This window comes from Paenibacillus sp. NAIST15-1 (assembly GCF_001894745.1).
GTDB classification, from domain to species: Bacteria; Bacillota; Bacilli; order Paenibacillales; family Paenibacillaceae; genus Paenibacillus_B; species Paenibacillus_B suaedae.
In genome coordinates, this window is sequence record NZ_BBYF01000003.1 from 692,008 (window position 1) to 715,149 (window position 23,142).

Consider the following 23,142-nt stretch of genomic DNA (forward strand, 5'->3'; position numbering starts at 1 on the left):
AGCGCCCCCCTTGGGTTATCCCTTCGTCCCCACAGATTTCGACTGCGTTTTACCCATCACTGTTTTGCCGACATTTTTCCCGTTCGTTGGATTTGGAATTGGCTTATTGACTGGTTTGGCATCCTTTTTCTTCTGGACAATGTCTGCGATATAATCAGCTAATATGTCAGCAGTACGGTATAATTCCTCCATTGTGTTATCCACACCGCCAACTTCAATAACGACACTATTTGGTGAAAGCGATTGATTATACTCTCCATTGCCTTGTAATGCAGTCTTGCCGAATATTCCCCGGGAAATCCCTGGGTAGTTCTTCTCGAGACGTTCATGGATCTCATTTGCAAACTGCTCATTCTTCTTCCAATTTGGATTTAAGTGTCCGATTATAAAATAAACCCTTGCATAATCCTTCCCATTAATGGTTACAGTGGATTCCTTGCGTCTATTCGAATCCCGATGAATGTCGAAGAAAAATTGCAGTTCCTGATTCGCGCTCATTGCCTGCTTCACCGTCTGCTTCGAATACTTATAGGACATGTTCCAGTTGTAGCCCTCTACACTTGAAGAATAGTCTTTGTTAGAATGGGAAGCTCCAATTCCTCTCTTCTCCAGCTGCTCCTGCAGACGCTTGCCAACAAGCGTAATATTCTTCTTGGGATCATTCGGATTGCTGCTTTCTTTTTTTAACAAAGGATTGAAGGATTCACGGTTATGAGAATGATAGATGAACACAACCTTGCGTAATTTCGAGTCTCCTTCTGTTTGCGTGGGAGAATCCCCTTTATCTGTTCCTGGTTTGGTTGGTGGATCTGTGGACTTAGGCGGTTCTTCTGTCCCATTATCGTTCTCGTCTATAACTTCACCATGCGTCACATCTTGTGGAGGCTCTCCGCCATGCTCACCCTGTGCATTCCCACCTTTGTCTAAGGACGTTGGATAATCCTGCGGTTCGATGCCTGTCTGATTGCCAATACTTAGACGAAGTGGAATTGCGGCATCTCTATTAATCCCTGGCACTTCACCAGCTAGCAGCGTTTTCGGGTCAAGCGGATTCACATTCGTTGCAAGTCTTACAAGGAATTGAGCCACTTGATTGCGTGTGAGTGTGGCCTCCCCTTCCCCTTGTGGAAGACTCGGCATCTCCAAAGCCATCATGTCTACGAAGAATCGCGTCGAGAGCTGTGCTGCAACACCCTTCATGGAAGACAAGGGAGAGGAATTCAGCTTATTCTCCGCCATTCCTCCTATACCTAATACGATAAAAAACATAGCCGTTCCGATAGACAACAATGCAAACGTCCGCCCCATGACAAGCGCCTGCAGCCATTTCCGCTTCCACTTTCCTACATTAAATGTCCGAAACATGTGCTGTCCTCCTTCATCCGTATCCCCTCTCAGCTCAGCTAAGGATGAATCATCTAAGAGAGTACGTTTACTAGAATCTATGAGGACAATCTATGAAATAGAACAATTAATAATTGTAAAATAAGCAACATAAGCACTATAACAATAGACTCTATGAGTCTACCGAAGCTGGGAAGGTGAAAATGATAGATGTTCCCTCGCCAAGTATGCTTCTGGCTATCACCGTACCCCCATGCAATTCTGCCAATTGTTTAGCAATCGCCATCCCCAATCCCGACCCGCGTACAGATTCATCCGTAGCAGTCCCTCGATAATAACGATTGAAAAGGTTTGATAAAGTCTGCTCGTCCATCCCATTCCCATCATCACTGAACATTACCTCTAGTTCTTGCTCCTTACGGGTTACCTGTACATGCAGCTTCGTTTCCGGCGGATTATGCAAGAAGACGTTTGCACATACATTATCGATCATTCTCCGGAAATAACGCGGATCTAGCGAGAATAGAACCTCTTCTTCTGGCATCGAACAGACGATACGTTCGGACGCATTTTCGGGCAGCGGCTGCAAATGTCTCAGTTCTTCTCGGAGCCAATCCCGCAAATCCACGATTTCCAACTGCAAGGGGAGACTCCCGCTTTGAAGTCGATAGGTTAAATTCAGCTCTTGAATGAGCTCATCCATTACCTCTGCCTTCTGTTTCATCATATTTGCGAATTCAGCGATTTCTTGCTCTGACCATCTATATTGAGGGGCATTTAAGAGATGCGCATATCCTATAATGGATGCAAGCGGTGTTTTCATATCATGCGAGATGCCCGCGAGCCATTCTTCCCTCAGTCTCTCATTCCCCTTCCGCGCTTCATCCGCTTCCTGCAAACGCTGGGCCATGCGTTCTAGCGCATGAATTACATCCCCGTAAATCCGATAGTTCCGTTTCCATTTGCCATTGGACTTCTGCGAACGAGGGATTCCACGCGCGTTTACTGGCTCCTTATAATTCCCGATCTGGATCTGCCCCGTCCAATTCATAATATGCTGGAGCGGTCTAGCAAGCCGGGCACTCTGCCACCATGCCATTCCAATAAAAACAAGGATCATTAGGACAATGACAGCTGATACGGCTATCCAGATTAACTGGATGTTGCTGCTTACTGCAAATCCTGCCACATGGATTGATGACTCTGTTGAAATGTGAGGGCGGTACAGCAGCCATGTTTCCTTCGTCTGAGGTTCATAGCGGTAGGATAGACTCCAGCCGTATCGTTCAGGATACGCACTACGAAGGCCGATATCATATGCGGCATACTGTGTAATCCACTCTCCCGGCTTGCGCCATGATTGCAGTTCTTTACCGTCCCTATTAATATGTTGAACCCAAGCTCTCTCATCACGCAGCATCTTATCAGCTTCCCCGAATGCATCTTCCGTTCCCTTCGCTTTGGCAGCCAGCCATCGTTCAAGCAATATGTCTTTGGAGGAATCAACACCAAATAATACGGTGATCATATGGTTATTAATACTTGTTACATAGACACCTAGATGATAAGGGAAAGGAACATTCTTCTCCGAGTAAGCAGTAATCTCTCCAGTCGAATAATGATTCGGAACATCCGGCGGTACATGATATGACTTGATTACGTCCCCCTTCTCATTTACAATTTGCAGCCAGCCCCCGCTTGTATGGACGCGTTTTAGCAATTCATCATCCCATGTAACTCTACCTTCATCATCAATTGAAATTGATTCTGAGATGAACCCCCACCCATTACGCATAAAATTGCGATTAAGTTCAAGCTCATTCATCCGATCGACCATCCAGCCGAAGGTAATCAACACGAAGAACAGCAAAATTACCCCAATCAATATCCATTGACCACCATAATGCCACGCCAAACGCTTCCCCGTCTTCATCTGTTGTCTCCCTGTGCGTATATTGGCTCTGATTGATCATCCTCTTCCTTCTCAGGCGGGACAAGCTTGTATCCTAGTCCTCGAACCGTGACCAGCAGACGCGGATTGCTCGGTTGATCCTCAATTCGCTCCCGTATTCGGTGAATGTGAACCATGACCGTGTTATCATCGCTGAGCGAATTATACCCCCATACTCGCTCATACAATTCAGATTTCGAGAAAATCCGATTCGGGTGTTCGCAAAAGAACAACAGCAATTGAAATACCATTGCCGGACACTCCGTAACTTTCCCCCGAACACGAAGCTCTCCTGCAGCTGCATCAAGCTGGAAGTCACCATAGCGGTATATCCGCTTCACCTCCGGGAAAGAAGTAGCAGTTGAAGGCTCTGGCTTCCCCTTATTCGTCATATAACGCTTCAACAATGCTTTGGCTCGCGCAGCCAATTCCAATGGATTAAACGGCTTCGTAACGTAATCATCTCCACCTAGTGCAAAGCCAGTTAGCTTATCTAGATCCGTCGTTCTCGCTGTCACAAAAATGATTGGGGCATCACATTTCTGGCGAATAAAAGGAGCGATATCAAAACCGCTCTTGCCCGGCAGCATCACATCCAATATGATCAGATCCATTTGTGAATTATCGATACAACGGATTGCCTCTTCCCCCGTCGAGACACAAGTTATGTATTCCATGCCTTCCTTTTGCAGCACTGCTTGAACCATCTTGCTCAGCGCGAGTTCATCCTCAACGATGAGAATGCGTGCCTCTTGCAAATTCATATCCCCCATCTCCCATTCACTGTGAGATTTATATTTCTATCCTACTTTTGTGCCCATTGTATCACACCGTTCTGTCCCCTTTATCACCGCTTTCTTAACGCAACCTTAACTCTATAGGCAGAATGGCTTCAAAATTAAGAAACATATGATCTTCCGTTTTCCTTCTGTTCAGCTTCGCATTTTACAATGGCTTCAGTGGGTTGACCTAAACCATTCATGATGAAGCATGAAGGTTAAGTAGAAAGGGTTGAGAAAATGACGAATTCAAAAAGCTGGTTCGCTGCGCTTTCCGTATGCCTCGCAATTAGCATGACTCCCTCATTAGCATCTGCTGCAGAACAAAAAACGAAAGCTGCTACAGGAAGCACAACAGTAGGCAACGGAGCCATTGCAGAATTCAAACTTGCAAATGTACAGCAGCTTACAGCAGAGTCCATTTCCACATGGATACAACAGCGTGACGGAGCAAAATTGTATAGCTACTTTTCAGCAGAAATGAAACAAATTGCATCTGAAGAAGGATTCAGTACGCTTCTCCGTAATTTTTGGAACAAAGATGAGATTCCCTTACAAATAATCGAATACAGCCTAAATGGAGCGAGACATTTAGCTTTAACCGATGAAGCAGGGTTGAAGGGAATCAATATATGGATTATTGATGATCAAATCACTGGTCTTAAACTGCTTCCATTGCAGAAGCAGGAATCCGACAATCACCCAACTTTGCAAGTGTATGGTCTTCCATTTACGGATCAATGGTTCGTGGGACATGGAGGAAGGAACGTACTCGTCAACTACCATTATGCTTACCCGAACCAGCGCTACGCCTATGACTTCATCATCGTCCGTGACGGATTGAGTTATCAGAACGACCCAACTAAAAATGAGAGTTATTTCGCATTTGGCCAGCAAGTACTTGCTCCGGGTGATGGCAAAGTAGTTCGAGTCGTAAACAACATCGAAGATAATTCACCTGGAGGCGTATCCAATGTACAGCAACTAGAAGGCAATGTAGTCGTTATCGATCATGGCAATGGAGAATTCAGTAGTCTTGCTCATTTCAAAAAGGACAGTATTGTGGTCAAAGTGGGAGACTCGATCAAGAAAGGACAATTGTTAGGGCAATGCGGTAACTCTGGAAATTCAAGCGAGCCGCATATTCACTATCAAGTGTCGGATTCACCTGACATGATGAAGGGACGATCTATTCGCATTTCCTTCGAAAACGAAATCGACCCGATAAGGGGCCAATTCATTCAAGGACAAAGCCAATCCATCAAGTAACATTCGAACGCTAGTTCAGCTAGCTGTTTATATATCGTTTAGACATTACCATTACAATCACATCCAGATAACCCACATTTAATAACAACATTCCAAGCTTTTATCGAAAGGATGGCAGAATATGAAACCTACTCCAAGAAAAATCGCATTGCTATCTGCATGCATGGCACTGAGCATGCTTGTACCGTTAACCGCCGCTGCTGAACAAAAAGATGGGAATAAAGCACCCGTCTCGACTTCTGTAGCAGGCCAGATCGTGTCTGTACAGGAAAAAGCCAATGTCCAAATTACACAGCAGCAGGTTGAACAGTGGATCCAAGAACGAAACGGCTCGCAATTGTACCGCTATTTGTCCAAGGAACTAAAAGAAGCAATACCGGAAGGCTATCTGCCGAAGCTGCTTCAAGCACTATGGAAAGAGGGCGAGCGTCCCACCCTTGCCGCCCACAAGAGCTTCAGTGGTATTGAATCCTATGTATGGACAGATGCAACTGGGCTGCGAGGAATTCAAACAGGGATAGCGGGCAATCAGATCGTAACTTTACAAATGTACCCGCTTCACAAATGGGAGTCTGATCTTCATCCAACCAAACAAGCCTATAAGCCACCGTTTGTGGGACAATGGTTTGTGTTCTGGGGCGGCAATAATGAGTTCTTGAACTATCATTACGAATCATTAGTACAGCGGTATGCCTATGATCTGATTATGGAGCGTGATGGATTCAGCTACAAAGGCGATCCGACGAAAAATGAAAGCTACTACGCATTTGGCCAACCAGTCGTAGCTCCGCGAGACGGAACAGTCGTCCGAGTGGAGAACAATGTTGCAGACAATAGTCCTGTTGGCGTCATGAATGAGAAAGAAATGGCGGGGAATTACGCGGTCATTGATCATGGCAACGGGGAATACAGCATGCTTGCTCATTTCAAAAAAGGCAGTGTTGTTGTCAAAAAGGGCGACGTTGTCAAGCAAGGCCAACTGCTAGGAGAGTGCGGCAATTCAGGCAATTCAAGCGAACCGCACATTCATTTCCAAGTGTCTGATACACCGCAGTTCGAAGAGGGCATGTCGATCCGCATTCGTTTTGAAGGCGGGATTGAGCCCGTGTTCGGCCAAACGATTACAGGCCAAAGTGCTGTCGCAACGAAGTAAGCAGCTATGAATGCTCACTTACTTACTTTATGATGCAGCTTCTATGAAATGAGATATCGATTCTTCATAGAAAGATAACGACGAATAGATTCGTCAGAGAACAAGCGAAAAGATCGAGTGCAGGCACATTAAGGAGGCCCGAACTCGATCTTTTTCGTTATTGTCGTGGCGTTACTCCATTGCATGACCGCGTCATACTTGTGGATGACTTAATGCGTATACGCATTCACATTCTCTGTATCGACTGCATCATGCAGTGCAGCATTCAACCCACTCGCAATAATATTCGCCATATCCTCCATGAATTCGTCCACTTCCTTCGGCGTAACGACCAAATCATGGCCTAGCGGCTCTAGTACTTCCTTGACAAGCATTAACCGTTCCTGTTCGTTAATATCGTCCAGCATGCCAAGGATTTCTCTCGTCTGATTCGTTTCCTGCTTGAAATGCTCCTTCATATAATCAATTGCATTATTCACAATCGTGGATGCATAGCAGACCGTTGGCACCCCTATTGCTATACACGGTATGCCAAGAATGTCCTTCGTCAATCCACGGCGCTTATTACCTACACCGGAACCTGGGTGGATACCGATATCTGCAATTTGGATGGTCGTGTTCACTCGCTCGAGCGCCTTGGACGCCAATGCATCTATCGCAATGATAACATCAGGCTTCGTCCGTTCTACAATTCCCTGTACAATTTCGCTTGATTCAATCCCTGTTACTCCAAGTACTCCAGGTGCAACTGCACTTACCTCTCGGTATCCGGGACTTACTTGATCCGGCATAATTTCGAAGTAATGCCGAGTAACAAGTACGTTCTCAACGACAAGAGGGCCAAGCGCATCCGGCGTGACATTCCAGTTGCCTAGACCAACAATGAGCGCCTTGGAGTCTTGATTCACCCCGACCTCTGCCAAAAATCCTTCGAACAACTGTGCGAATTTGGTTGCCACTCGATCCTGCAGCTGACTATCCTTGCGCCGCAAGCCCGGTACTTCAATCGTAATATATCGTCCTGGGAGACGGCCAATGGCTCGTGATCCTTCCTCGGTCTGAACATGAATCTTCGTCACTTTAATCCCGCGAACATCCTCCACATCTTCGGATACCCCAGGTATTGGAATTGCACTGTCCGGCTGAGCAATTTCTCTCGATTCTAATGCTAAGTCGGTTCGAACTGAATAAGATTTCAAATCTGCTGTCATGGTAAACGCCTCCCGCTACGCACATCATTTTCTAACGTATATTTTGCGCACAGACGCATTTCTTATACGAATCATGATGTAAGCTAAAGCCAACCGTGACAGAGCTTTGAACGTTCCTTATCCATCGTTCGTGTATTCCGATACCAACATGGTAAATGTATTGCTTTTTAAGTTGTGGCGTGATAGAATACTTTAAGTTGTGAATCTATTTTTCTTATGAACGAGGGAATTGGATTCTGTTGTCGCACTACGATGCAACGGAGGTGAAATCAATGCCAAACATTAAATCCGCTGTTAAACGCGTTAAAACAAACGACAAGCGCCGTCTGTTGAACGCTTCCCAAAAATCAGCACTTCGCACAGCTGTTAAAGCTGCTGACACTGCTTTGGCGAACAACGAAGCAGAAACAGCTAAATCTGCTGTCGCTTTGGCTTCCAAGAAATTGGACAAAGCAGTGACAAAAGGCTTGGTACACAAAAACGCGGCTGCCCGCAAAAAGTCTCGCTTGGCGACGAAATTGAACGCTCTGCTTGCACAAGCGTAAGCTGGAGCCTTTTCATACTTAGCTAGAAGCGAAGAAACCAGAAGATGAACGCCTCGGCGTTCATCTTCTGGTTTCTTTTTGTATTCTTGCTATTCCTTTAGACATCCGCATAATGAAGAGTTCCAAGCCTAGTACCTTCTCTACTCGGCCTGACTTCATTTCATAGTCGAGTTCTGCCGCCTCCGCTATCCATTGCGTCAGCTTATTTCCATCATAGTCACGCGCTTGCTCATAAGCCATTTTGACGGCGTATGGATGCAGCCCAAGTTGGGAAGCTGCCTGCTGCTGACTGAAGCTGCGGCTCGTCAATTCCTTCACCTGTACCATAATCCGCAATTGCCGTACGATAAGCGCCATAATCTTAATAGGCTCTTCTTTCTGCTTCAACAATTCGTGCAGAGTATCGAGCGCCTGATCCGCTCGCCGTTTGATAATATCTTCAACAAGCTGAAATACATTCTGTTCTGTGTTCTTGGCAATCAAGGAATGGATGGTCTCTACCACAACCGTTCCGCCTCTCCCTGTGAACAGACAGCACTTCTCAATTTCAGCCGACAATGTCTGCAAATTCGTCCCTGCACTGTTCAGAATTGCACGGATAGCCTCATCCTCGATCGAGCACTCATGCTTCTCCGCTTCCTTGCGAACCCACATCGTCAGCTCGTCTGCGCTAAGCGGCAGGAAAGGAAGCACTGCTCCAGCTGTCTTGGCTTTCTTAACCGTCTTCTTCCGTTCATCCAGCTTGTCCGCCTGCACGAGAAATACAACAATGCTCGTGTCCATTGGATTATCCATATACTCAAGCAATCGCTCCGTCTGATGCTCAATCTTGCCATCCTTCCCAGATGCGAATACTGTCGAATCCTTCACGAGAATACATTTGCGTGGAACTAGAAACGGCATCGTCTCCGCCTCTGCAACGACTGCCTCAACCGGGTGTTCCGAAGTATCCATCTTCATAATTGCTAATTCACGATTATCTTCACCGACTGCATGCTCTATTAAGAATTGTACGAACTCCTGAATCCGATATTTTTCAGTACCGTACAGAATATAGATAGGGCGCGGAAAGCCGCGCTTAATTTCCTTGACGGCTGCTTTAATATCTACCAAATTGCTAGCCTCCCCTTACGATATAACGAACCTCATCATAGCAGACTTTGACACAAAAACAAAGGGACTGGCACAACATCACTGTTGCGCGAGTCCCTTTGTCCCCTAACATCTATAATAAACATTTGCCACGAAGCTCTAGAAACTCCGCACAAATGGTCATTCGACGTACGGGAAAGCATTCTGTCTTCTTGATACCATACTATACGCAAGGACGTAACAATGTGTGCATGATAGCCCTGCATGTAAGCCCTTTTTATTTCGATTGTTGAATTGTTCCTTGAATGACTTCTTTCTCCGCTGGATTGCCTGCGTCCACAATCGGCTCGAGCGCATCATTCTTCAGTTCATACTGGAGCTTACTCGACTTCCCATCCTCTCCGGATGCGACAACTGTCAGCTTCGAGCTGTCTGCCGACCAAATCAGCTCAGATGGCTTCTCTGCTACAGCAATCGTCTGCAGCTTCGTTCGCTCCTGACCATTTAGCTTATAGAGCAGCAGCTGTCCATTGTCCCATGTCGCCATAAGGCTGCCGTTCGGTGCCGTCGCTTCGGCTACAGATGTAATAGAAGGGCCGACAAAGGAATTAGTTTCCTTCTGTTCTGGCATCTTATCGCTTCCATCCTTCTGAGGCTCTTTCGGCGGCTCTTCTGCTAGAACCTGTTCTGTATCCTTCTGCTGTGGATCCTTCTTCGCATCTTGTTTCTGCCCATCTTGATTTGGCGGCTGTTTGTCTGCATCCGGTCTTGTTCGCGTCTGTCCACCTGCCACAGAACGATCTGCTGAAACTGTCTCCTGATCCTTCTTAGGATGAGAAGTGCTTTCTTTCTTCTCCACATCCTTCGGTGTCGGAATGCCGATCTTCTGTTGGGATGAGTCTTTCATTTCCTTCTGTCTATCTTGAGTAGACTTCTCCTTATCCGCTTCTCCCGTTTCCTCTGTTGTCGCATATGAAGAAGGTTCGGTTGAATTGTTCTGTGGATCGTTATTCGACGGTTTTTCCTTCATCGGAGAGCTAGATTCGGATTTCGTAACTTGAGAACTATCGGATTTGTCTGCAGTCTCGGTCTTCATGAGCTGCTCGTTCCTAAGCTCACTAAACTCGCCAGCCTGTTCCTCTGTAGGCGGCTTGAAGTTGACAATAAATAGACCAAGCACAAGCCCTGCTGCGATGACAGCGCTGGTCGCACGCCAGCGGATTCGTTCGAACCAACGTTGCTGAGTTGATTGAGGCGTCGCAGTTCCCTTGACGATACGCGGCTTGATAGGCGATCCAGTCGCTGCATGGCCCGCTGACACAGCCTCTTGCGGATATGCTTCTGCATTTGGTTCGACCGCAGCTAGCTGCTCATCTCGATCAATGATATCCAGCGCTGGCATAATCGCATCAACTAGGCTGAATTTCGGCTCGACCTTAGGCAGCTGAACTAATTCCGTATGGAGTCGTTCCAATCGCCTAGCCATCTCACTGCAGGCGGGGCAATGGTTAATATGCTCAGTCAGAAGGTGCTGTTCCGAATCATTCAAGTCTCCATCCAATTTCCGCTGCATAAGTTCCATCACCTCTGAACAGTTCATCCTCGCACACCACCTTTCTCGTAATCTTGCAGCATAGTCTGCAGCTGTTGTCTGGCGCGGAATAGATATGATTTCACCGTATTGAGAGGCAAGTTCAAGCTATCAGCAATTTCGTTATACGAGAAATCTTGCAAGTAGCGAAGAACAACGACAGCACGGTGATGTTCCGGCAGTTGATCAATCGCTTCTCGTATATCCTGCGCTGCATGGGAGGATAGGACATCCCTCTCTACGCTTTCATTGCCAAGGAATGTGAGATTATGCTCCTCTATCGATACAGTCGGCTTCGTGCGGCGGAATTTGTCGATGCAAATATTCGTCACGATGCGCTGTACCCAAGTCTTGAACTGTGCTTTCTCCTCATACGATTGAATTTTAGTATATATCCGGATTAAGGCCTCTTGGGACGCGTCCAGTGCATCCTGCTCATTATTCAGTATGTAATAAGCAGTTCGATACACATATTGTTCGATTTCCCGCAAAAGAGTGATAAGCGCGTCTCTATCGCCAGACTGAGCGGATCGAATGAGTCCTGGCTCTACCACCTTGATCCCCCTCTCTTGCATATCCATTGACGTGAGAACGTCTGAAATGGTTGCAGATGATCGTTACCAATTTGTAGATTAATTTTAATACTTGATATTCCCTTCAATAATTCAAGATTAGCATAGCAAAAAACACCCTGAAAAGCATATCAAATTGTCACGAAACTTAAAAAATAGAAGAAAGAAACAGGAAAAGAGCACGTCGCATGACGTGCTGTCTGCTCCATTCTATAAATGTATCCTATCACGCTTCGCCCTCACCTTCAAACCACTAGGCGTCAGCTTGAATTGGATCTCCCCTTCCATATCTGTTCGTTTCACAGGAACCTTCGCATCATGCAGTGTATCCAGCACCTTCGGATGAGGGTGTCCATATCGATTATTGCGCCCTGCCGATATGACCCCTATCTGGGGCTTCCATTGCTCAAGCCATTCAGGTGTAGTAGAGGTTTTGCTTCCGTGGTGAGCCACCTTCAAGACGTCGATAGACTTCGATTGCTGCAATGCAACACGCTCGAGCATCTGCCTCTCTCCATCGGCTTCCAGATCTCCTGTAAGCATGAATACCGCCTGCTTCCTGCTTGTTGGATGGGTAAGTGTCAATTGGACGACAAGGGAGGCCTCGTTCTGATTGTCTTGAAAGTCGAGGGTAGAACCATCCGTCGAAGGATAAGGATACATCACCTCTATGGAGCTCCACGAATCTAGCTCCCATTGCTGGCCTGCTTCCCATTTGCGAATAGGGATCCCTTGATCAATCGCAGTGCGGTATAGACTGTTCATCGAGGCGGAATACTTCCATGTCCCGTTCATAATGAACTGCTTCACCGGGATATGCTTCAGTACAGCTTGCAATCCCCCAGCATGGTCTTGATCGGCATGCGTTAACAGAACAGCATCCAATTCTCTGATGCCTCTCTGCTTCAACAACGGAACAACTACCTTCTCCCCTACCTCAAAGGGCACTCTGCGTTCCCGCCAGCGATCTTCTGGCTTGCGAAAATTCACAGTACCCCCGCCATCAATAAGCATGTGTTTGCCCGAAGCCGTTGAGATTAAGATGCTGTCACCCTGACCGACGTCGATAAAACTAACAACTGCATCATTCGAACGCCCCATGGAATATCCTTGCAGCACGATGAACCCGAGCAAGCAAGCGGCTGCAAGCGCAATTGCTCCTCTATATCGATATCCGCCTGCCGGGAGCTGGATAAAATCGAGCGGTTGTGTATCATCAGCATGGTTCAAATTATGCCCTCGATCTCTTTCTCTGCGGTTAATCTGCCTCGCATCCCACCAACGCCGAACAGAAGTCAGCGCCAAGGCGAATCCGAGATAGTAAAGAGCGATCCACCATAATGGAGGGGTCGGCCATATGATCGTAGCACCTTCCATTTGTGCCAGCCAATACACTAGTTGGAACGTAACCTCATTCAACCGTTCAACAAGCCAAACGATCGGTACTGCCGCAGGTTCATATAGTGAACCGACAATCAACGATACTGAGCCAATTGGAAGCACAACAACGCTGACGAGGGGGACAATAACAAAATTAGCCAAAAAGGACAACAGCGAAAATTGATTAAAGTAATAGACAGTAAGAGGCAGCGAAACAGCTTGTGCAACCAGTGTAACCGAGAGCGAACTGGCCAATGTCCGCGGCAAAGAAGCCATTAGCCTCATAGCGAGGGGGACAAATAAAATCAGCCCAGCCGTGACAATAAAAGACAATTGAAATCCGACCTGCAGTACATAACGAGGCTGCCATGCCGCCATGAAAATGAAGGCAGCTGCCAGAAGATGCAGCCCATCCTTCAACCAGCCTCTCTTCGCCCCATAAAGGGCTAGGAAAGCCATCATACCTGCACGAATAACCGATGGCGACGCCCCCGTCAACAATACATACATCGGGATGAACCCCATCGTGATCGATATGCCCGTCTCCTTCGTCATGCGCAGCAATCGGAAGAGATACAATAGAGCTCCGATAAGTACACCTACGTGCAATCCAGATATGGCGAGTATATGGGTAAGTCCCAACTGCGAGAACTGTTGATAAATATCCGGATCCATATCTCCCCGTGTTCCCAGGATAAGCCCTTGCATATAGCCGCTATGGGGCTGCTTGTACATATGCTCCAATATCGCCGCCAGACGCTCCCTGCCTTGATCCACATATGCCAGCATTCGATTCCACATGATAGTAGGTGCATAGGAAGAGATCGTCTCAAGTGCTATTTGCGAGGTCATATGCTGTAAACCCGACACCCTTAACAACCAGTCGATTTGTAAATTATGTAAATAGTCTCTGTAGCTGAATCCGCCAAAGTTCCCCGCATCGCCGGGAGCCTCAAGCTTACCTTGTATACGCACCAATTGCCCTCGGTTCCATTGATGCACCTGTTGCAGTTCCTGTTTACTAGATAACTTGATTTGAACTAGCAGCGTCTCCCTTACACTTTCCATGCGCTTCGTTTCTGGTGTTCTCCAGCCTGTAACTCCGAATTGGAACTGCATCCGATCTCCGTCCAGCTCTGGCGGGGTTAGGATCACCCCTTCCCATTCTCCGTTCACTTCCTGTACCTGATCTACATAAGAACTAACTCCCTCATACGACCAGACACTATCTCCACTGTTCACCGTCAACTGATAATAGAGTACAGCCATAAGCAGCAGCAGCGCATACAAGACTGCTTGCATACGTCTGCACCAGCCTCCTATGACACAAAGCGGCAATACTAGCACAATTCCGAGAGCTGAAATCCAAGCCTCTCCATTCGGGAGAACTGCGCTTAGATGGAAGCCTCCGGCAATCATACAGGCAGCCACAACCAACGGTCGACGTGCCAGCATATCATCCCCCCTGCCCATATACAAAAAACCTCTATACTCGCAAGCACTGCTCTTCGCATTTAAATACGAAACGAACAGTGCTGCTCGAGCACGGAGGTTCTTCCTCATCCCTATTCACAACGATACATTTATCATTTATTCGCTAACTTCATCCATTACCGACTCTGCCGGCGGATGATAATGATCAAGTTGACGGAACACAATTCCTTTATGCTCCATCATCGCAGCCACTTTATCGCTATCCTTCAAATAAGGACGGTGATAAACGATCTCGACAACACCACTGTTGGCGAGCATATTGGCACATGTCCAGCAAGGCTGATCCGTCACGTATACCGTAGATCCCTCTCTATCATTCCGATCCGTGAATAGCAACAAATTCTGTTCTGCATGGATCGTGCGAATGCAGCGCTGCTTCTTAACCATCTGCGCTTCGCCGTCTACGACAACTTTCTCATATTGTTCTGCGATCATGCAGCCAGCCTCACTGCAGTCAGGAATCCCCATCGGAGCGCCATTATAAGCGGTACCAAGCAGCTTCTTGCCCTGTACGAGCACAGCGCCCACATGCCGCCTTGGACAGCGCGAGCGAGTAGACACCATATAGGCAATATCCATAAAATACGTATCCCAGTCTTTGCGCATAGTCGTTGTCATAACTCCAATCCCCATTCTTCTGCCTTTGTCTATGTTGTGTATGTTACCCTTATTGTAAGCAGGCCTGCGCATTCATGCAACTAAAGACATCACAATGTTGCACATTTCACGCATTTTATTCCACACGTACCTGATCCCGGATCTTGGCCATCATCTTCTTGCCGATTCCCTTCACCTTCATGAGATCGTCAACGTGGCGGAAGGCCCCCTTCTTCTCGCGATATTCAATGATTGCTTTCGCTTTACTCGGGCCAATACCTGGAAGTGTCACCAGTGCAGATGCATCAGCTTCATTAATGTTAAGAAGTTGGGATTCAGCTCCCATAGCTCCCTTGTTCCCAGACGCACTGGAATGCTCCTTCTCCGTCTTAAGGACATCCGTTGAAGGAAGTAAACTAGCGGCCTCCGATTGTCCTCCCTTTCCCGCATCAGCACCATCATCCTTATGGGCTACTGTCGATACGGAAGACTGCTGCTTGTTCTGTGCATGTTGTTCCGCAGCGGGAATCGACTTCGAAGACATCTTCGATTCCGTGATCTGGGCTTCCTTCCCTTCAGCAGCCATTATCGATTCAATCTCATCATTCAAATCCGCCCAAGTCCCTGCTTGCAGTGACCCTTGCGGCTTCACCCATATCCACATACAGATTGCAACACCGATTACTGCTAGACTCATTGCAATTAGCCAGCGCATTGGCAATGCACTGGTCTTCCTCATTCCTTCTCTCATGTCACCACACCCTTCGTCAGCGAATGACGGCATAATGGTCAACCATGTCATCATATGGATCAATAAGCTTGATAAACTTGTGTTCATCACAAATGAATACGAAGTGAACATAATCACGTCCTACGACAACAGCGGAATAGGCAGAAGCAAAGGGAGGGAACGTACTTGAAAGTCGGGTTTATAGGTACGGGAAGCATGGGGTCTACGATTATTGAAGCACTTATTCAATCAGGTGCATTGGAACCATCTCAGCTTATCGCGAGCAATCGCACGAGGAATAAGGTTCAACAGCTGGCTGCACAATATCCTGGGCTGCAATTGGCCAGCAGCAATGTAGAAACTGTACAAGAAAGCGATATCGTCTTTTTATGTGTGAAGCCTTCAGAATTCAAAGCCGTTCTGAACGAAATCGCACAATATGTAAAGCCTTCTCTCATCATTGTATCGATAACGAGTCCAGTGCTCATTAGCCATTTGGAGCGGCAGCTATCCTGCAAGATAGCAAAAATTATACCAAGTGTTACGAATTATGTATGGAGTGGAGCATCCTTATGTATGTATGGAAGCAGAATTCAAACAGAAGACAGGCTGCTATTGGAACAGTTGATGATGTCCATTAGCCGTCCAGTTCAGGTATCCGAGCAGTATACGCGCATCACTTCGGATATCTCAAGCTGTGGGCCGGCATTTATCGCCTTTTTCGTGCAGAAATGGATAGAGGCTGCAGTTGAAGTTACAGGAATCGAAAGGAATGAGGCAGAGCGCCTGGCCAGCGAGATGCTGCTTGGTACTGGCAAGCTGCTAACGGAGGGAGGATTCAGCCTGGAGCACTTGAGACAGCGGGTAGCAGTCCCCGGCGGCATTACCGCCGAGGCGCTCCGTCTGTTGGATGGTGAGCTGGATGGGGTATTCCAGCAGCTCATTCAAGTCACCCATGCCAAATATGAGGAGGATCTACACAAGGTCGAATCCCAACTATTTGGCGAAGAACTTAACCGACCACAATGTTAACAAGTCTGCCTTTTACTGCGATGACTTTGCGAACCGTCTTGCCAGCGATGGCATCCTGAACGTTCGCGAGGGACATCGCTTTTTGCTGCATTGCTTCTTCGTCAGCATCTGCTGCTACATTTGCACGGCATACAATCTTGCCATTCACTTGAATAACAATTTCTGCTTCCGCATCAACTGTAAGCGAATCATCATAAGTCGGCCACGCAGCGTACGTAATCGACTCTTGGTAGCCAAGACGCTGCCACAATTCTTCCGCGATATGTGGCGCGAGCGGTGCCAGCAATTGAACGAAGTTCTCCATCGCTTGGCGTGGAAGAACCTCTGTCTTATACGCCTCATTGATGAAGATCATCAATTGACTGATTGCCGTATTGAAGCGGAATCCTTCGATGTCTTCCGTCACCTTCTTGATGGTCTTGTGCCATGTACGAACGAAGGCCGGATCTGCTCCATCCGTTCCGTCAGCAATCTTGCTGTTCAGGGCTCCTGTCTCCTCGTTAATGAACAAGCGCCAGATGCGGCTCAAGAATCGGTAGCTTCCTTCTACACCATTCGTGTTCCATGGCTTCGTCGCTTCCAGTGGACCCATGAACATTTCATAGATGCGCAGCGTATCGCCGCCGAACTCGTTCACAATATCATCTGGATTGATGACATTGCCGCGGGACTTAGACATTTTCTCGCCATTTGTACCAAGAATCATCCCTTGATTAACAAGCTTCTGGAATGGCTCCTTCGTATCTACGACACCAAGGTCGAACAATACCTTGTGCCAGAAGCGCGCATACAGCAAGTGAAGAACCGCATGCTCAACGCCGCCAATGTACAAATCAACTGGAAGCCATTTCTTTTGCTTCTCTTTGGAGCAGATTTCATCGTTATTGTGCGGATCGATGTAGCGCAGGTAGTACCAGCTGCTTCCCGCCCATTGCGGCATTGTATTCGTTTCACGGCGAGCCTTCATGCCTGTCTCCGGATCAACTGTGTTCACCCATTCGTCTACGTTCGCAAGCGGAGATTCTCCAGTACCCGATGGACGAATCTGATCGACATCCGGCAGTGTAAGCGGAAGTTCGGATTCCGGTACAGGCTTCATTGTTCCGTCTTCCAGATGAAGAATTGGAATCGGCTCTCCCCAGTAGCGTTGACGGCTGAACAACCAGTCGCGCAGGCGATACGTTACCTTGCCTTCGCCCTTGCCTTCTGCTTCAAGCCATTCAATCATGCGCGCCATTGCAGCCGCATTGTCCATTCCGTTCAGGAATTCTGAATTCACATGAGCTCCATCGCCGGAATATGCTTCTTCCTGCACATTGCCGCCTTCAATCACTTCGATGATCGGCAGGTCAAATTGCTTCGCAAATTCCCAGTCGCGCTGATCATGTCCGGGAACAGCCATAATTGCACCTGTACCGTATCCAGCAAGCACATAATCCGAGATCCAGATTGGAAGCTTCGCTCCATTCGCCGGGTTCACCGCATAGCTGCCTGTGAATACACCCGTCTTATCCTTCGCCAAATCCGTACGCTCCAGATCGCTCTTGCGTGCCGCCTGCTCTTGATATGCCTTCACAGCAGCTTGCTGTTCAGCTGTCGTGATGCGTTCGACAAGCTCATGCTCAGGAGCCATGACACAGTAAGTTGCACCGAACAGCGTATCTGGACGAGTTGTAAATACAACCAGTTCCTCTTCGTGACCGTCGATTACAAAGCGAACTTCAGCTCCCTTGGACTTCCCAATCCAATTGCGCTGCATGTCTTTCAAGCTCTCCGGCCAGTCAAGCTCATCCAGATCTTGCAACAAACGCTCTGCATACTCCGTAATCTTCAATACCCACTGACGCATTGGCTTACGAATAACTGGGTGATTACCACGCTCCGAACGGCCATCGATGACTTCCTCATTCGCAAGTACTGTACCGAGGGCTGGACACCAGTTAACAGGAACTTCTGCAACGTAAGCGAGTCCTCTCTTGTACAATTGAATAAAGATCCACTGCGTCCACTTGTAATATTCCGGATCAGTTGTGCTGAACTCACGATCCCAATCATAAGAGAAGCCCAAGGACTTGATCTGACGACGGAAGTTGTCGATATTCTTTACCGTGAATTCACGCGGATGCTGTCCCGTATCGATCGCATATTGCTCAGCTGGAAGGCCGAATGCGTCCCATGCCATCGGATGAAGGACATTGTATCCTTGCATGCGCTTGTAACGAGACATGATATCTGTAGCCGTATATCCTTCCGGGTGTCCTACATGAAGTCCGGCGCCAGATGGATATGGGAACATATCCAGTGCATAGAAATTCGGCTTGTTCTCATCTTCTGTCGTTGCAAATGTCTTATGTTCATCCCAATAGGATTGCCATTTCGGCTCGATCTGCTGCGGCACGTAACCGTGCGGCTGCTTCGCTTCTTGACTCATGCTTACTCCTCCTACGATGCCCAGACGGCTGCTCGCGCATGTCCGTCATACTTGTGGCAATGAATAAATGTGATTAAAAAAGCCTCCCATCCTTAGCGATTATCGCTAGGGACGAGAGGCATTATTCCCGTGGTACCACCCTAGTTAGCGGACAGCATGCTTTGCTATCCACTCCCTTTACACCATTAACGCTGGCAATACGTCGCAGCTTACCGCTCCCGATTCTGCTGCGCGACTCTGAGGCGAGTTCGCTTCTGCACCATCACCGGCTTGCACCAACCGCCGGCTCTCTGAAGATGGGACCTAAGGTACTATTCCTCTTCGAAGTCTTTCCATTCTACCTATTCAGCTTGAATATGATTATGATGCATCCAAATAGATGCAAGTAGCTATATCATAATGAAAAATTTTCTTATTGTCAATGATCGCCATGCAACTCCAAATCTTTCTTGTTCATTCGCCTTGAATTGAGAAAGTAACACCGAATTCTACATCTCACGACGGATCAATGTGCATATCACATGCATCTTCAGAAACTATGCACATCTATCTTTATGGCTTCACTGCAACAAAAAAGATTCGGCGCGACTCTTCGTCCGGCGACTGCCATTCAAAGTCCGCAAATTGCTCGACATGATCGAAACCAGCTTCTTTCAGCATACGTTCTAACCAGTCTGGATCATAGGCGCGTTCAACATGCTCCTCGTCAATACGCTCGTACAAGCCTCCGGACTGCTGACGAACGAACAAGGTCAGCTGGTGCTCAATCTCCTGGCGTTCTTCATCATAATCCGAAAACCAAATGTAAGAGATATCTTCATCATCATAGGCAAAAGGCTGGGTCTCCGCATAATGTTCGAATTGACGGACATGAAGCACATCGAACAAGAAAACGCCGCCAGATCTCAAGTTGTTATAGGTAGCTTGAAAAGCACGTTTCACGTCGTCCTCTTCTGTCACATAGTTCAAGCTGTCACAGAACGAAACGACGGCATCCGCTTCTCCAGGCATGGCCCAATCGCACATATCCTGATTCACCCAACGCACGTCGCCCTTCAGCGGTCCAGCCTCTATTCCCTTGCTGCTCGCAATTGACAGCATCGATTCTGAAATATCGATGCCGATTACATCATAACCGAGCTTCGCCAGTGGCAATGCCGTACTCCCGGTTCCACAGCCAAGGTCAACGATAGAACGAACCTCGCCGCTTCCAAATCGTTCCCAGGCCTGCCGAGCAAATGACACCCACTGGTCGTATGGCATGTCCTCCATTAAGCGGTCATAAACCTCCGCTACACGCCCATATGAAATCATCTATTTTCACTTCCCCTGCCGGAGGTTGTTCCCTCATTCCATCATTCCATCATTCGTAATGCATGTTGAACGAAGGACTTAGCGTGCATTGTCGGTGCCGTGCGAGCGAGCCTTATGTGCTTCACGCGCTTCGGCTTGTGCCGCCGACAGTGCCTTGTGAAGCTGTGCCGTATCCATTGCAGCAGCCGTTTCCGTCAATTCGGTCCAATTCCCATTTTGACGAATGAGACCTGCCTTCAGCAAGCGGCCGATAGCACGCTTGAATGCTGACTTGCTAATGCCAAAGCGCTGCTTCACAATATCGGCAGGCGTCTCATCGGAATATGGCATTGTGCCGTTCGGACGCTCCTTCAAGAAGGTGAACAAGCGTTCAGCATCTTGATCCATGCCGACTTCTTTGCGTTCTGCCATCGTAACGTTAACGCGGCCATCCTCACGCACATGCGTAATGCGAACACGGACAGACTCACCTAGACGAAGCAGGCGCGGACGAAGCGATTCATGTATGAATCCAATAACACCTTCTCCAACAGGCGCGCCGTCTACAACTACGAACGTTCCCATCTTGAGAGGACGGTACACGACCGCATCGCGCCATGTGTTGTTCCAAGACTCAGGAGCTGCGAACATATAAGGAACCAAATCATCTTCACGAGCTGGCAGTGCAATAAGTCGTCCGTAGCGATCCTGTTCCATCCGGACATATACCTCATCGCCAACCTTCGGGTGAAGCGGCTCAAACTCGGGAAGCTCTCCCTTCGGAAGCAACAGCTGACGCCCAATCCCCATCTCCAGGAAGCAGCCGTACTTCGGATGAATATCCGCTACCGTAAGCTTAGCAATCTCTCCGAGTGTCAACAGCGGACGCTTCATTGTCGCAGCAATGCGATCTTCCGTGTCATAGTATAAAAACACTTCCACGTAATCGCCAGGCTCTACTTTGCCCGTAAGCTCTGTATAATGCAGCAACACGTCCTGCTCTCCGTTCGTCAAGAAATATCCGTACGGAGATACTTCACGGTCGATTATTAATCGTTGAATCGTTCCTGCTTCCCAAATCATGCAAACTCCACAACTTTCGCATCGGACCACAGCTTCTCAATGTTGTAGTACTCGCGTTCTTCGCGGTGGAACACGTGCACGATTACGTCACCCAAATCAATGAGAACCCAGCGTGCGGAGTCAAATCCTTCTGTACCACGCACATGTCCGCCTACCTCATGCACACGCTTGCGAATTTCGTTCGTAATCGCTTGAACTTGTGTATCCGAGTTGCCGTGGCAGATTACGAAGTAATCTGCAATAAGGGATATGCCTTGCAGGTCAAGCGCAATAAGATCCATCGCTTTCTTATCTTCAGCCGCACTTACGGCGATTTCGAGCAATTGTTTAATGTTGTCTGCCATTCAATTACCTCCACATTGTGTTTGAGCCATTCTTATTCTTGTATTTCTAAGCCCATTTCGTGATTAAGTTGCTGACAGTTCAAGTTCTGCCTCCAGTTCGAGGATCAGCCCATTGCGAGCAAGGATCGTCAGCGGGAATACCCGGCGGCGGCGCTCAATCAAGAATCGAATGGTCGAGTCAAATCCGGCAATTAACGCCGCATTTAGATTCTGCTCCGCCAGTTCACGTATATGATCAACTCCAGGGAAATCCCGCCCCGGCTCGATGTAATCTGCCAGACACACTACCTTATCCAACAGGGTCATCTTCTCTCTGCCGGAAGTATGGTACTTGATTGCATCCAGTATTTCTACATCTTCAATTCCATATTCATGCTGCGCCACATGTGCGCCCACAGGCGCATGCCATAATTGCTTGTCATACTCCAGCAATTCGGATGGCATGTTATGTTCCCGAATCATCTGTTCCATTCGATCTGTCTGCCAGTACTTTGCTACATCGTGCAGTATGGCCGCGATATCCGCCTTATTCGGGTCTGCTCCATACTTCTTGGCCAGTTGAACGGCTGTTGTCATAACCCCTTGCGTATGCTGCCATCTTACAGCTGGCATCTGGGATTGTACAGCCTCAATCAGTTGTTCGCGCGTCCGATTCATATAGACCCCACCTTGCTATATACTGTTGAACCTCGTCCGGCACAATATACTTGATCGATCGCCCTTCGGCCAATCGCTGCCGAATATCGGTCGATGAGATATCCATCTGCGGCATCTCGCTCTCGATGAGCCGAGAAGACCACGCAGCAGGCAGCTTGGCAGCATCCCAGCTTGATCCAGGACGATGCAATCCAACAAATTGAATCTGCTCCATCAGCTCATCGATGTGATGCCACTGGGGCAAGTAAGCGACCATATCGCCGCCGATAATCCACGCCCACTTGACGTCGGGATACTCCCGGCGCAGCCCATGGACAGTGTCTAGCGTGTAGGATACACCGCCATGCTTAATCTCCCAGTCGCACACTCGAAAATGCGGATTACTTTGCACCGCCAGCCTCGCCATTTCCAAGCGCTGCTCCGCAGAAGCAGCTGGTCGATGCGCTTTATGCGGCGGCACATGCGCTGGCATGAACCATACCTCATCTAAGGAAGCTGTCTCCCTAGCGCATTCCGCTGCCACTAGATGCCCGAGATGAATAGGGTCAAAAGTCCCGCCCATGATCCCTACGAACTTCATTCGGTAGCCCTCCA

At 48.0% G+C, this 23,142-nt stretch carries 20 protein-coding genes and 1 other annotated feature; of the genes, 4 read left to right on the forward strand and 16 right to left on the reverse strand.

What is annotated here, in order from left to right; genetic code table 11:
- Positions 1–15: 15 nt before the first annotated feature.
- The 3 genes from PBN151_RS10835 to PBN151_RS10845 form a co-directional block, all read right to left on the reverse strand.
- Positions 16–1,365: a stage II sporulation protein P gene (locus tag PBN151_RS10835; RefSeq protein ID WP_072728916.1), complete on the reverse strand. Its 1,350-nt coding sequence runs from the start codon at positions 1,363–1,365 to the stop codon at positions 16–18.
- 151 nt (positions 1,366–1,516) lie between these two features.
- Positions 1,517–3,277 (reverse strand): sensor histidine kinase, encoded by a 1,761-nt coding sequence (locus tag PBN151_RS10840; RefSeq protein WP_072728917.1) that lies wholly within the window; start codon positions 3,275–3,277, stop codon positions 1,517–1,519.
- The gene (locus PBN151_RS10845) at positions 3,274–4,053 is read right to left on the reverse strand and encodes a response regulator transcription factor (protein ID WP_072728992.1); all 780 of its coding nucleotides are present in this window, start codon (positions 4,051–4,053) and stop codon (positions 3,274–3,276) included. Before PBN151_RS10845 ends, PBN151_RS10840 begins: the two co-directional genes overlap by 4 nt.
- A 261-nt stretch (positions 4,054–4,314) precedes the next feature.
- Between PBN151_RS10845 and PBN151_RS10850 the strand changes: the two genes are divergently transcribed.
- Together PBN151_RS10850 and PBN151_RS10855 are read left to right on the forward strand one after the other, a co-directional pair.
- Positions 4,315–5,343 (forward strand): M23 family metallopeptidase, encoded by a 1,029-nt coding sequence (locus PBN151_RS10850; protein ID WP_072728918.1) that lies wholly within the window; start codon positions 4,315–4,317, stop codon positions 5,341–5,343.
- 121 nt (positions 5,344–5,464) lie between these two features.
- Positions 5,465–6,496: a M23 family metallopeptidase gene (locus tag PBN151_RS10855; RefSeq protein ID WP_072728919.1), complete on the forward strand. Its 1,032-nt coding sequence runs from the start codon at positions 5,465–5,467 to the stop codon at positions 6,494–6,496.
- Positions 6,497–6,705: 209 nt separating this feature from the next.
- Here PBN151_RS10855 and gpr read toward each other — a convergent pair whose 3' ends face one another.
- The gene (gene gpr / locus PBN151_RS10860; RefSeq protein ID WP_072728920.1) at positions 6,706–7,707 is read right to left on the reverse strand and encodes a GPR endopeptidase; all 1,002 of its coding nucleotides are present in this window, start codon (positions 7,705–7,707) and stop codon (positions 6,706–6,708) included.
- 272 nt (positions 7,708–7,979) lie between these two features.
- Here gpr and rpsT point away from each other — a divergent pair, with 272 nt between their 5' ends.
- Complete coding sequence (gene rpsT / locus PBN151_RS10865; protein WP_021256839.1) at positions 7,980–8,252, forward strand: 30S ribosomal protein S20; 273 nt, start codon at positions 7,980–7,982, stop codon at positions 8,250–8,252.
- 60 nt (positions 8,253–8,312) lie between these two features.
- Here the strand turns inward: rpsT and holA are convergent, their stop codons facing one another.
- From holA to PBN151_RS10895, 6 genes are all read right to left on the reverse strand, one after another.
- Positions 8,313–9,365: a DNA polymerase III subunit delta gene (holA, locus tag PBN151_RS10870; RefSeq protein ID WP_021256840.1), complete on the reverse strand. Its 1,053-nt coding sequence runs from the start codon at positions 9,363–9,365 to the stop codon at positions 8,313–8,315.
- Positions 9,366–9,621: 256 nt separating this feature from the next.
- Positions 9,622–10,944 (reverse strand): anti-sigma factor family protein, encoded by a 1,323-nt coding sequence (locus PBN151_RS10875; protein ID WP_072728921.1) that lies wholly within the window; start codon positions 10,942–10,944, stop codon positions 9,622–9,624.
- Positions 10,941–11,489, reverse strand: a complete 549-nt coding sequence (locus PBN151_RS10880) for an RNA polymerase sigma factor (RefSeq protein ID WP_021256842.1) — start codon at positions 11,487–11,489, stop codon at positions 10,941–10,943. Before PBN151_RS10880 ends, PBN151_RS10875 begins: the two co-directional genes overlap by 4 nt.
- A 228-nt stretch (positions 11,490–11,717) precedes the next feature.
- Positions 11,718–14,342 carry a ComEC/Rec2 family competence protein gene (locus PBN151_RS10885; RefSeq protein WP_072728922.1) on the reverse strand — a complete coding sequence of 875 codons (2,625 nt, stop codon included), beginning with the start codon at positions 14,340–14,342 and terminating at the stop codon, positions 11,718–11,720.
- A 135-nt stretch (positions 14,343–14,477) separates the two neighbouring features.
- Positions 14,478–14,999, reverse strand: a complete 522-nt coding sequence (locus tag PBN151_RS10890) for a deoxycytidylate deaminase (protein WP_021256844.1) — start codon at positions 14,997–14,999, stop codon at positions 14,478–14,480.
- A gap of 115 nt (positions 15,000–15,114) precedes the next feature.
- A complete protein-coding gene (locus PBN151_RS10895) occupies positions 15,115–15,783 on the reverse strand; it encodes a ComEA family DNA-binding protein (protein ID WP_227774561.1) in 669 nt (222 codons plus the stop codon).
- A 111-nt stretch (positions 15,784–15,894) separates the two neighbouring features.
- On the opposite strand from PBN151_RS10895, the gene comER reads away from it, so the two are divergent.
- On the forward strand, positions 15,895–16,740 hold the full coding sequence (gene comER / locus PBN151_RS10900; RefSeq protein ID WP_072728924.1) for a late competence protein ComER: 846 nt from the start codon (positions 15,895–15,897) through the stop codon (positions 16,738–16,740).
- Here the strand turns inward: comER and leuS are convergent.
- The 6 genes from leuS to nadD all read right to left on the reverse strand — a co-directional run bounded on the left by leuS (position 16,721) and on the right by nadD (position 23,128).
- Positions 16,721–19,171: a leucine--tRNA ligase gene (leuS, locus tag PBN151_RS10905; protein WP_072728925.1), complete on the reverse strand. Its 2,451-nt coding sequence runs from the start codon at positions 19,169–19,171 to the stop codon at positions 16,721–16,723. The genes comER and leuS overlap by 20 nt on opposite strands.
- Before the next feature lie 104 nt (positions 19,172–19,275).
- Positions 19,276–19,505: a binding site (T-box leader), on the reverse strand.
- 218 nt (positions 19,506–19,723) lie between these two features.
- Positions 19,724–20,485: a class I SAM-dependent DNA methyltransferase gene (locus PBN151_RS10910; protein ID WP_021257759.1), complete on the reverse strand. Its 762-nt coding sequence runs from the start codon at positions 20,483–20,485 to the stop codon at positions 19,724–19,726.
- Positions 20,486–20,563: 78 nt separating this feature from the next.
- Positions 20,564–21,547, reverse strand: coding sequence for a CvfB family protein (locus PBN151_RS10915; RefSeq protein ID WP_072728926.1), 984 nt, complete (start codon positions 21,545–21,547; stop codon positions 20,564–20,566).
- Positions 21,544–21,891 carry a ribosome silencing factor gene (gene rsfS / locus PBN151_RS10920; protein WP_021256850.1) on the reverse strand — a complete coding sequence of 116 codons (348 nt, stop codon included), beginning with the start codon at positions 21,889–21,891 and terminating at the stop codon, positions 21,544–21,546. Before rsfS ends, PBN151_RS10915 begins: the two co-directional genes overlap by 4 nt.
- 63 nt (positions 21,892–21,954) lie before the next feature.
- Positions 21,955–22,548: a bis(5'-nucleosyl)-tetraphosphatase (symmetrical) YqeK gene (gene yqeK, locus PBN151_RS10925; RefSeq protein WP_072728927.1), complete on the reverse strand. Its 594-nt coding sequence runs from the start codon at positions 22,546–22,548 to the stop codon at positions 21,955–21,957.
- Entirely contained in the window at positions 22,520–23,128 is a 609-nt protein-coding gene (gene nadD / locus PBN151_RS10930; RefSeq protein WP_021256852.1) for a nicotinate-nucleotide adenylyltransferase, read from the reverse strand. The genes yqeK and nadD overlap by 29 nt, the downstream gene beginning before the upstream one ends.
- Between the last annotated feature and the right edge of the window lie 14 nt (positions 23,129–23,142).

Excerpts from the sequence above, each read along its gene's own strand:
- PBN151_RS10835 (WP_072728916.1), bottom strand. The coding sequence starts at position 1,365 with ATGTTTCGGACATTTAATGTAGGAAAGTGGAAGCGGAAATGGCTGCAG.
- PBN151_RS10840 (WP_072728917.1), bottom strand. The coding sequence starts at position 3,277 with ATGAAGACGGGGAAGCGTTTGGCGTGGCATTATGGTGGTCAATGGATA.
- PBN151_RS10850 (WP_072728918.1), top strand. The coding sequence starts at position 4,315 with ATGACGAATTCAAAAAGCTGGTTCGCTGCGCTTTCCGTATGCCTCGCA.
- PBN151_RS10855 (WP_072728919.1), top strand. The coding sequence starts at position 5,465 with ATGAAACCTACTCCAAGAAAAATCGCATTGCTATCTGCATGCATGGCA.
- gpr (WP_072728920.1), bottom strand. The coding sequence starts at position 7,707 with ATGACAGCAGATTTGAAATCTTATTCAGTTCGAACCGACTTAGCATTA.
- rpsT (WP_021256839.1), top strand. The coding sequence starts at position 7,980 with ATGCCAAACATTAAATCCGCTGTTAAACGCGTTAAAACAAACGACAAG.
- PBN151_RS10875 (WP_072728921.1), bottom strand. The coding sequence starts at position 10,944 with ATGAACTGTTCAGAGGTGATGGAACTTATGCAGCGGAAATTGGATGGA.
- PBN151_RS10885 (WP_072728922.1), bottom strand. The coding sequence starts at position 14,342 with ATGCTGGCACGTCGACCGTTGGTTGTGGCTGCCTGTATGATTGCCGGA.
- PBN151_RS10890 (WP_021256844.1), bottom strand. The coding sequence starts at position 14,999 with ATGACAACGACTATGCGCAAAGACTGGGATACGTATTTTATGGATATT.
- PBN151_RS10895 (WP_227774561.1), bottom strand. The coding sequence starts at position 15,783 with ATGATGACATGGTTGACCATTATGCCGTCATTCGCTGACGAAGGGTGT.
- leuS (WP_072728925.1), bottom strand. The coding sequence starts at position 19,171 with ATGAGTCAAGAAGCGAAGCAGCCGCACGGTTACGTGCCGCAGCAGATC.
- PBN151_RS10910 (WP_021257759.1), bottom strand. The coding sequence starts at position 20,485 with ATGATTTCATATGGGCGTGTAGCGGAGGTTTATGACCGCTTAATGGAG.
- PBN151_RS10915 (WP_072728926.1), bottom strand. The coding sequence starts at position 21,547 with ATGATTTGGGAAGCAGGAACGATTCAACGATTAATAATCGACCGTGAA.
- rsfS (WP_021256850.1), bottom strand. The coding sequence starts at position 21,891 with ATGGCAGACAACATTAAACAATTGCTCGAAATCGCCGTAAGTGCGGCT.
- yqeK (WP_072728927.1), bottom strand. The coding sequence starts at position 22,548 with ATGAATCGGACGCGCGAACAACTGATTGAGGCTGTACAATCCCAGATG.
- nadD (WP_021256852.1), bottom strand. The coding sequence starts at position 23,128 with ATGAAGTTCGTAGGGATCATGGGCGGGACTTTTGACCCTATTCATCTC.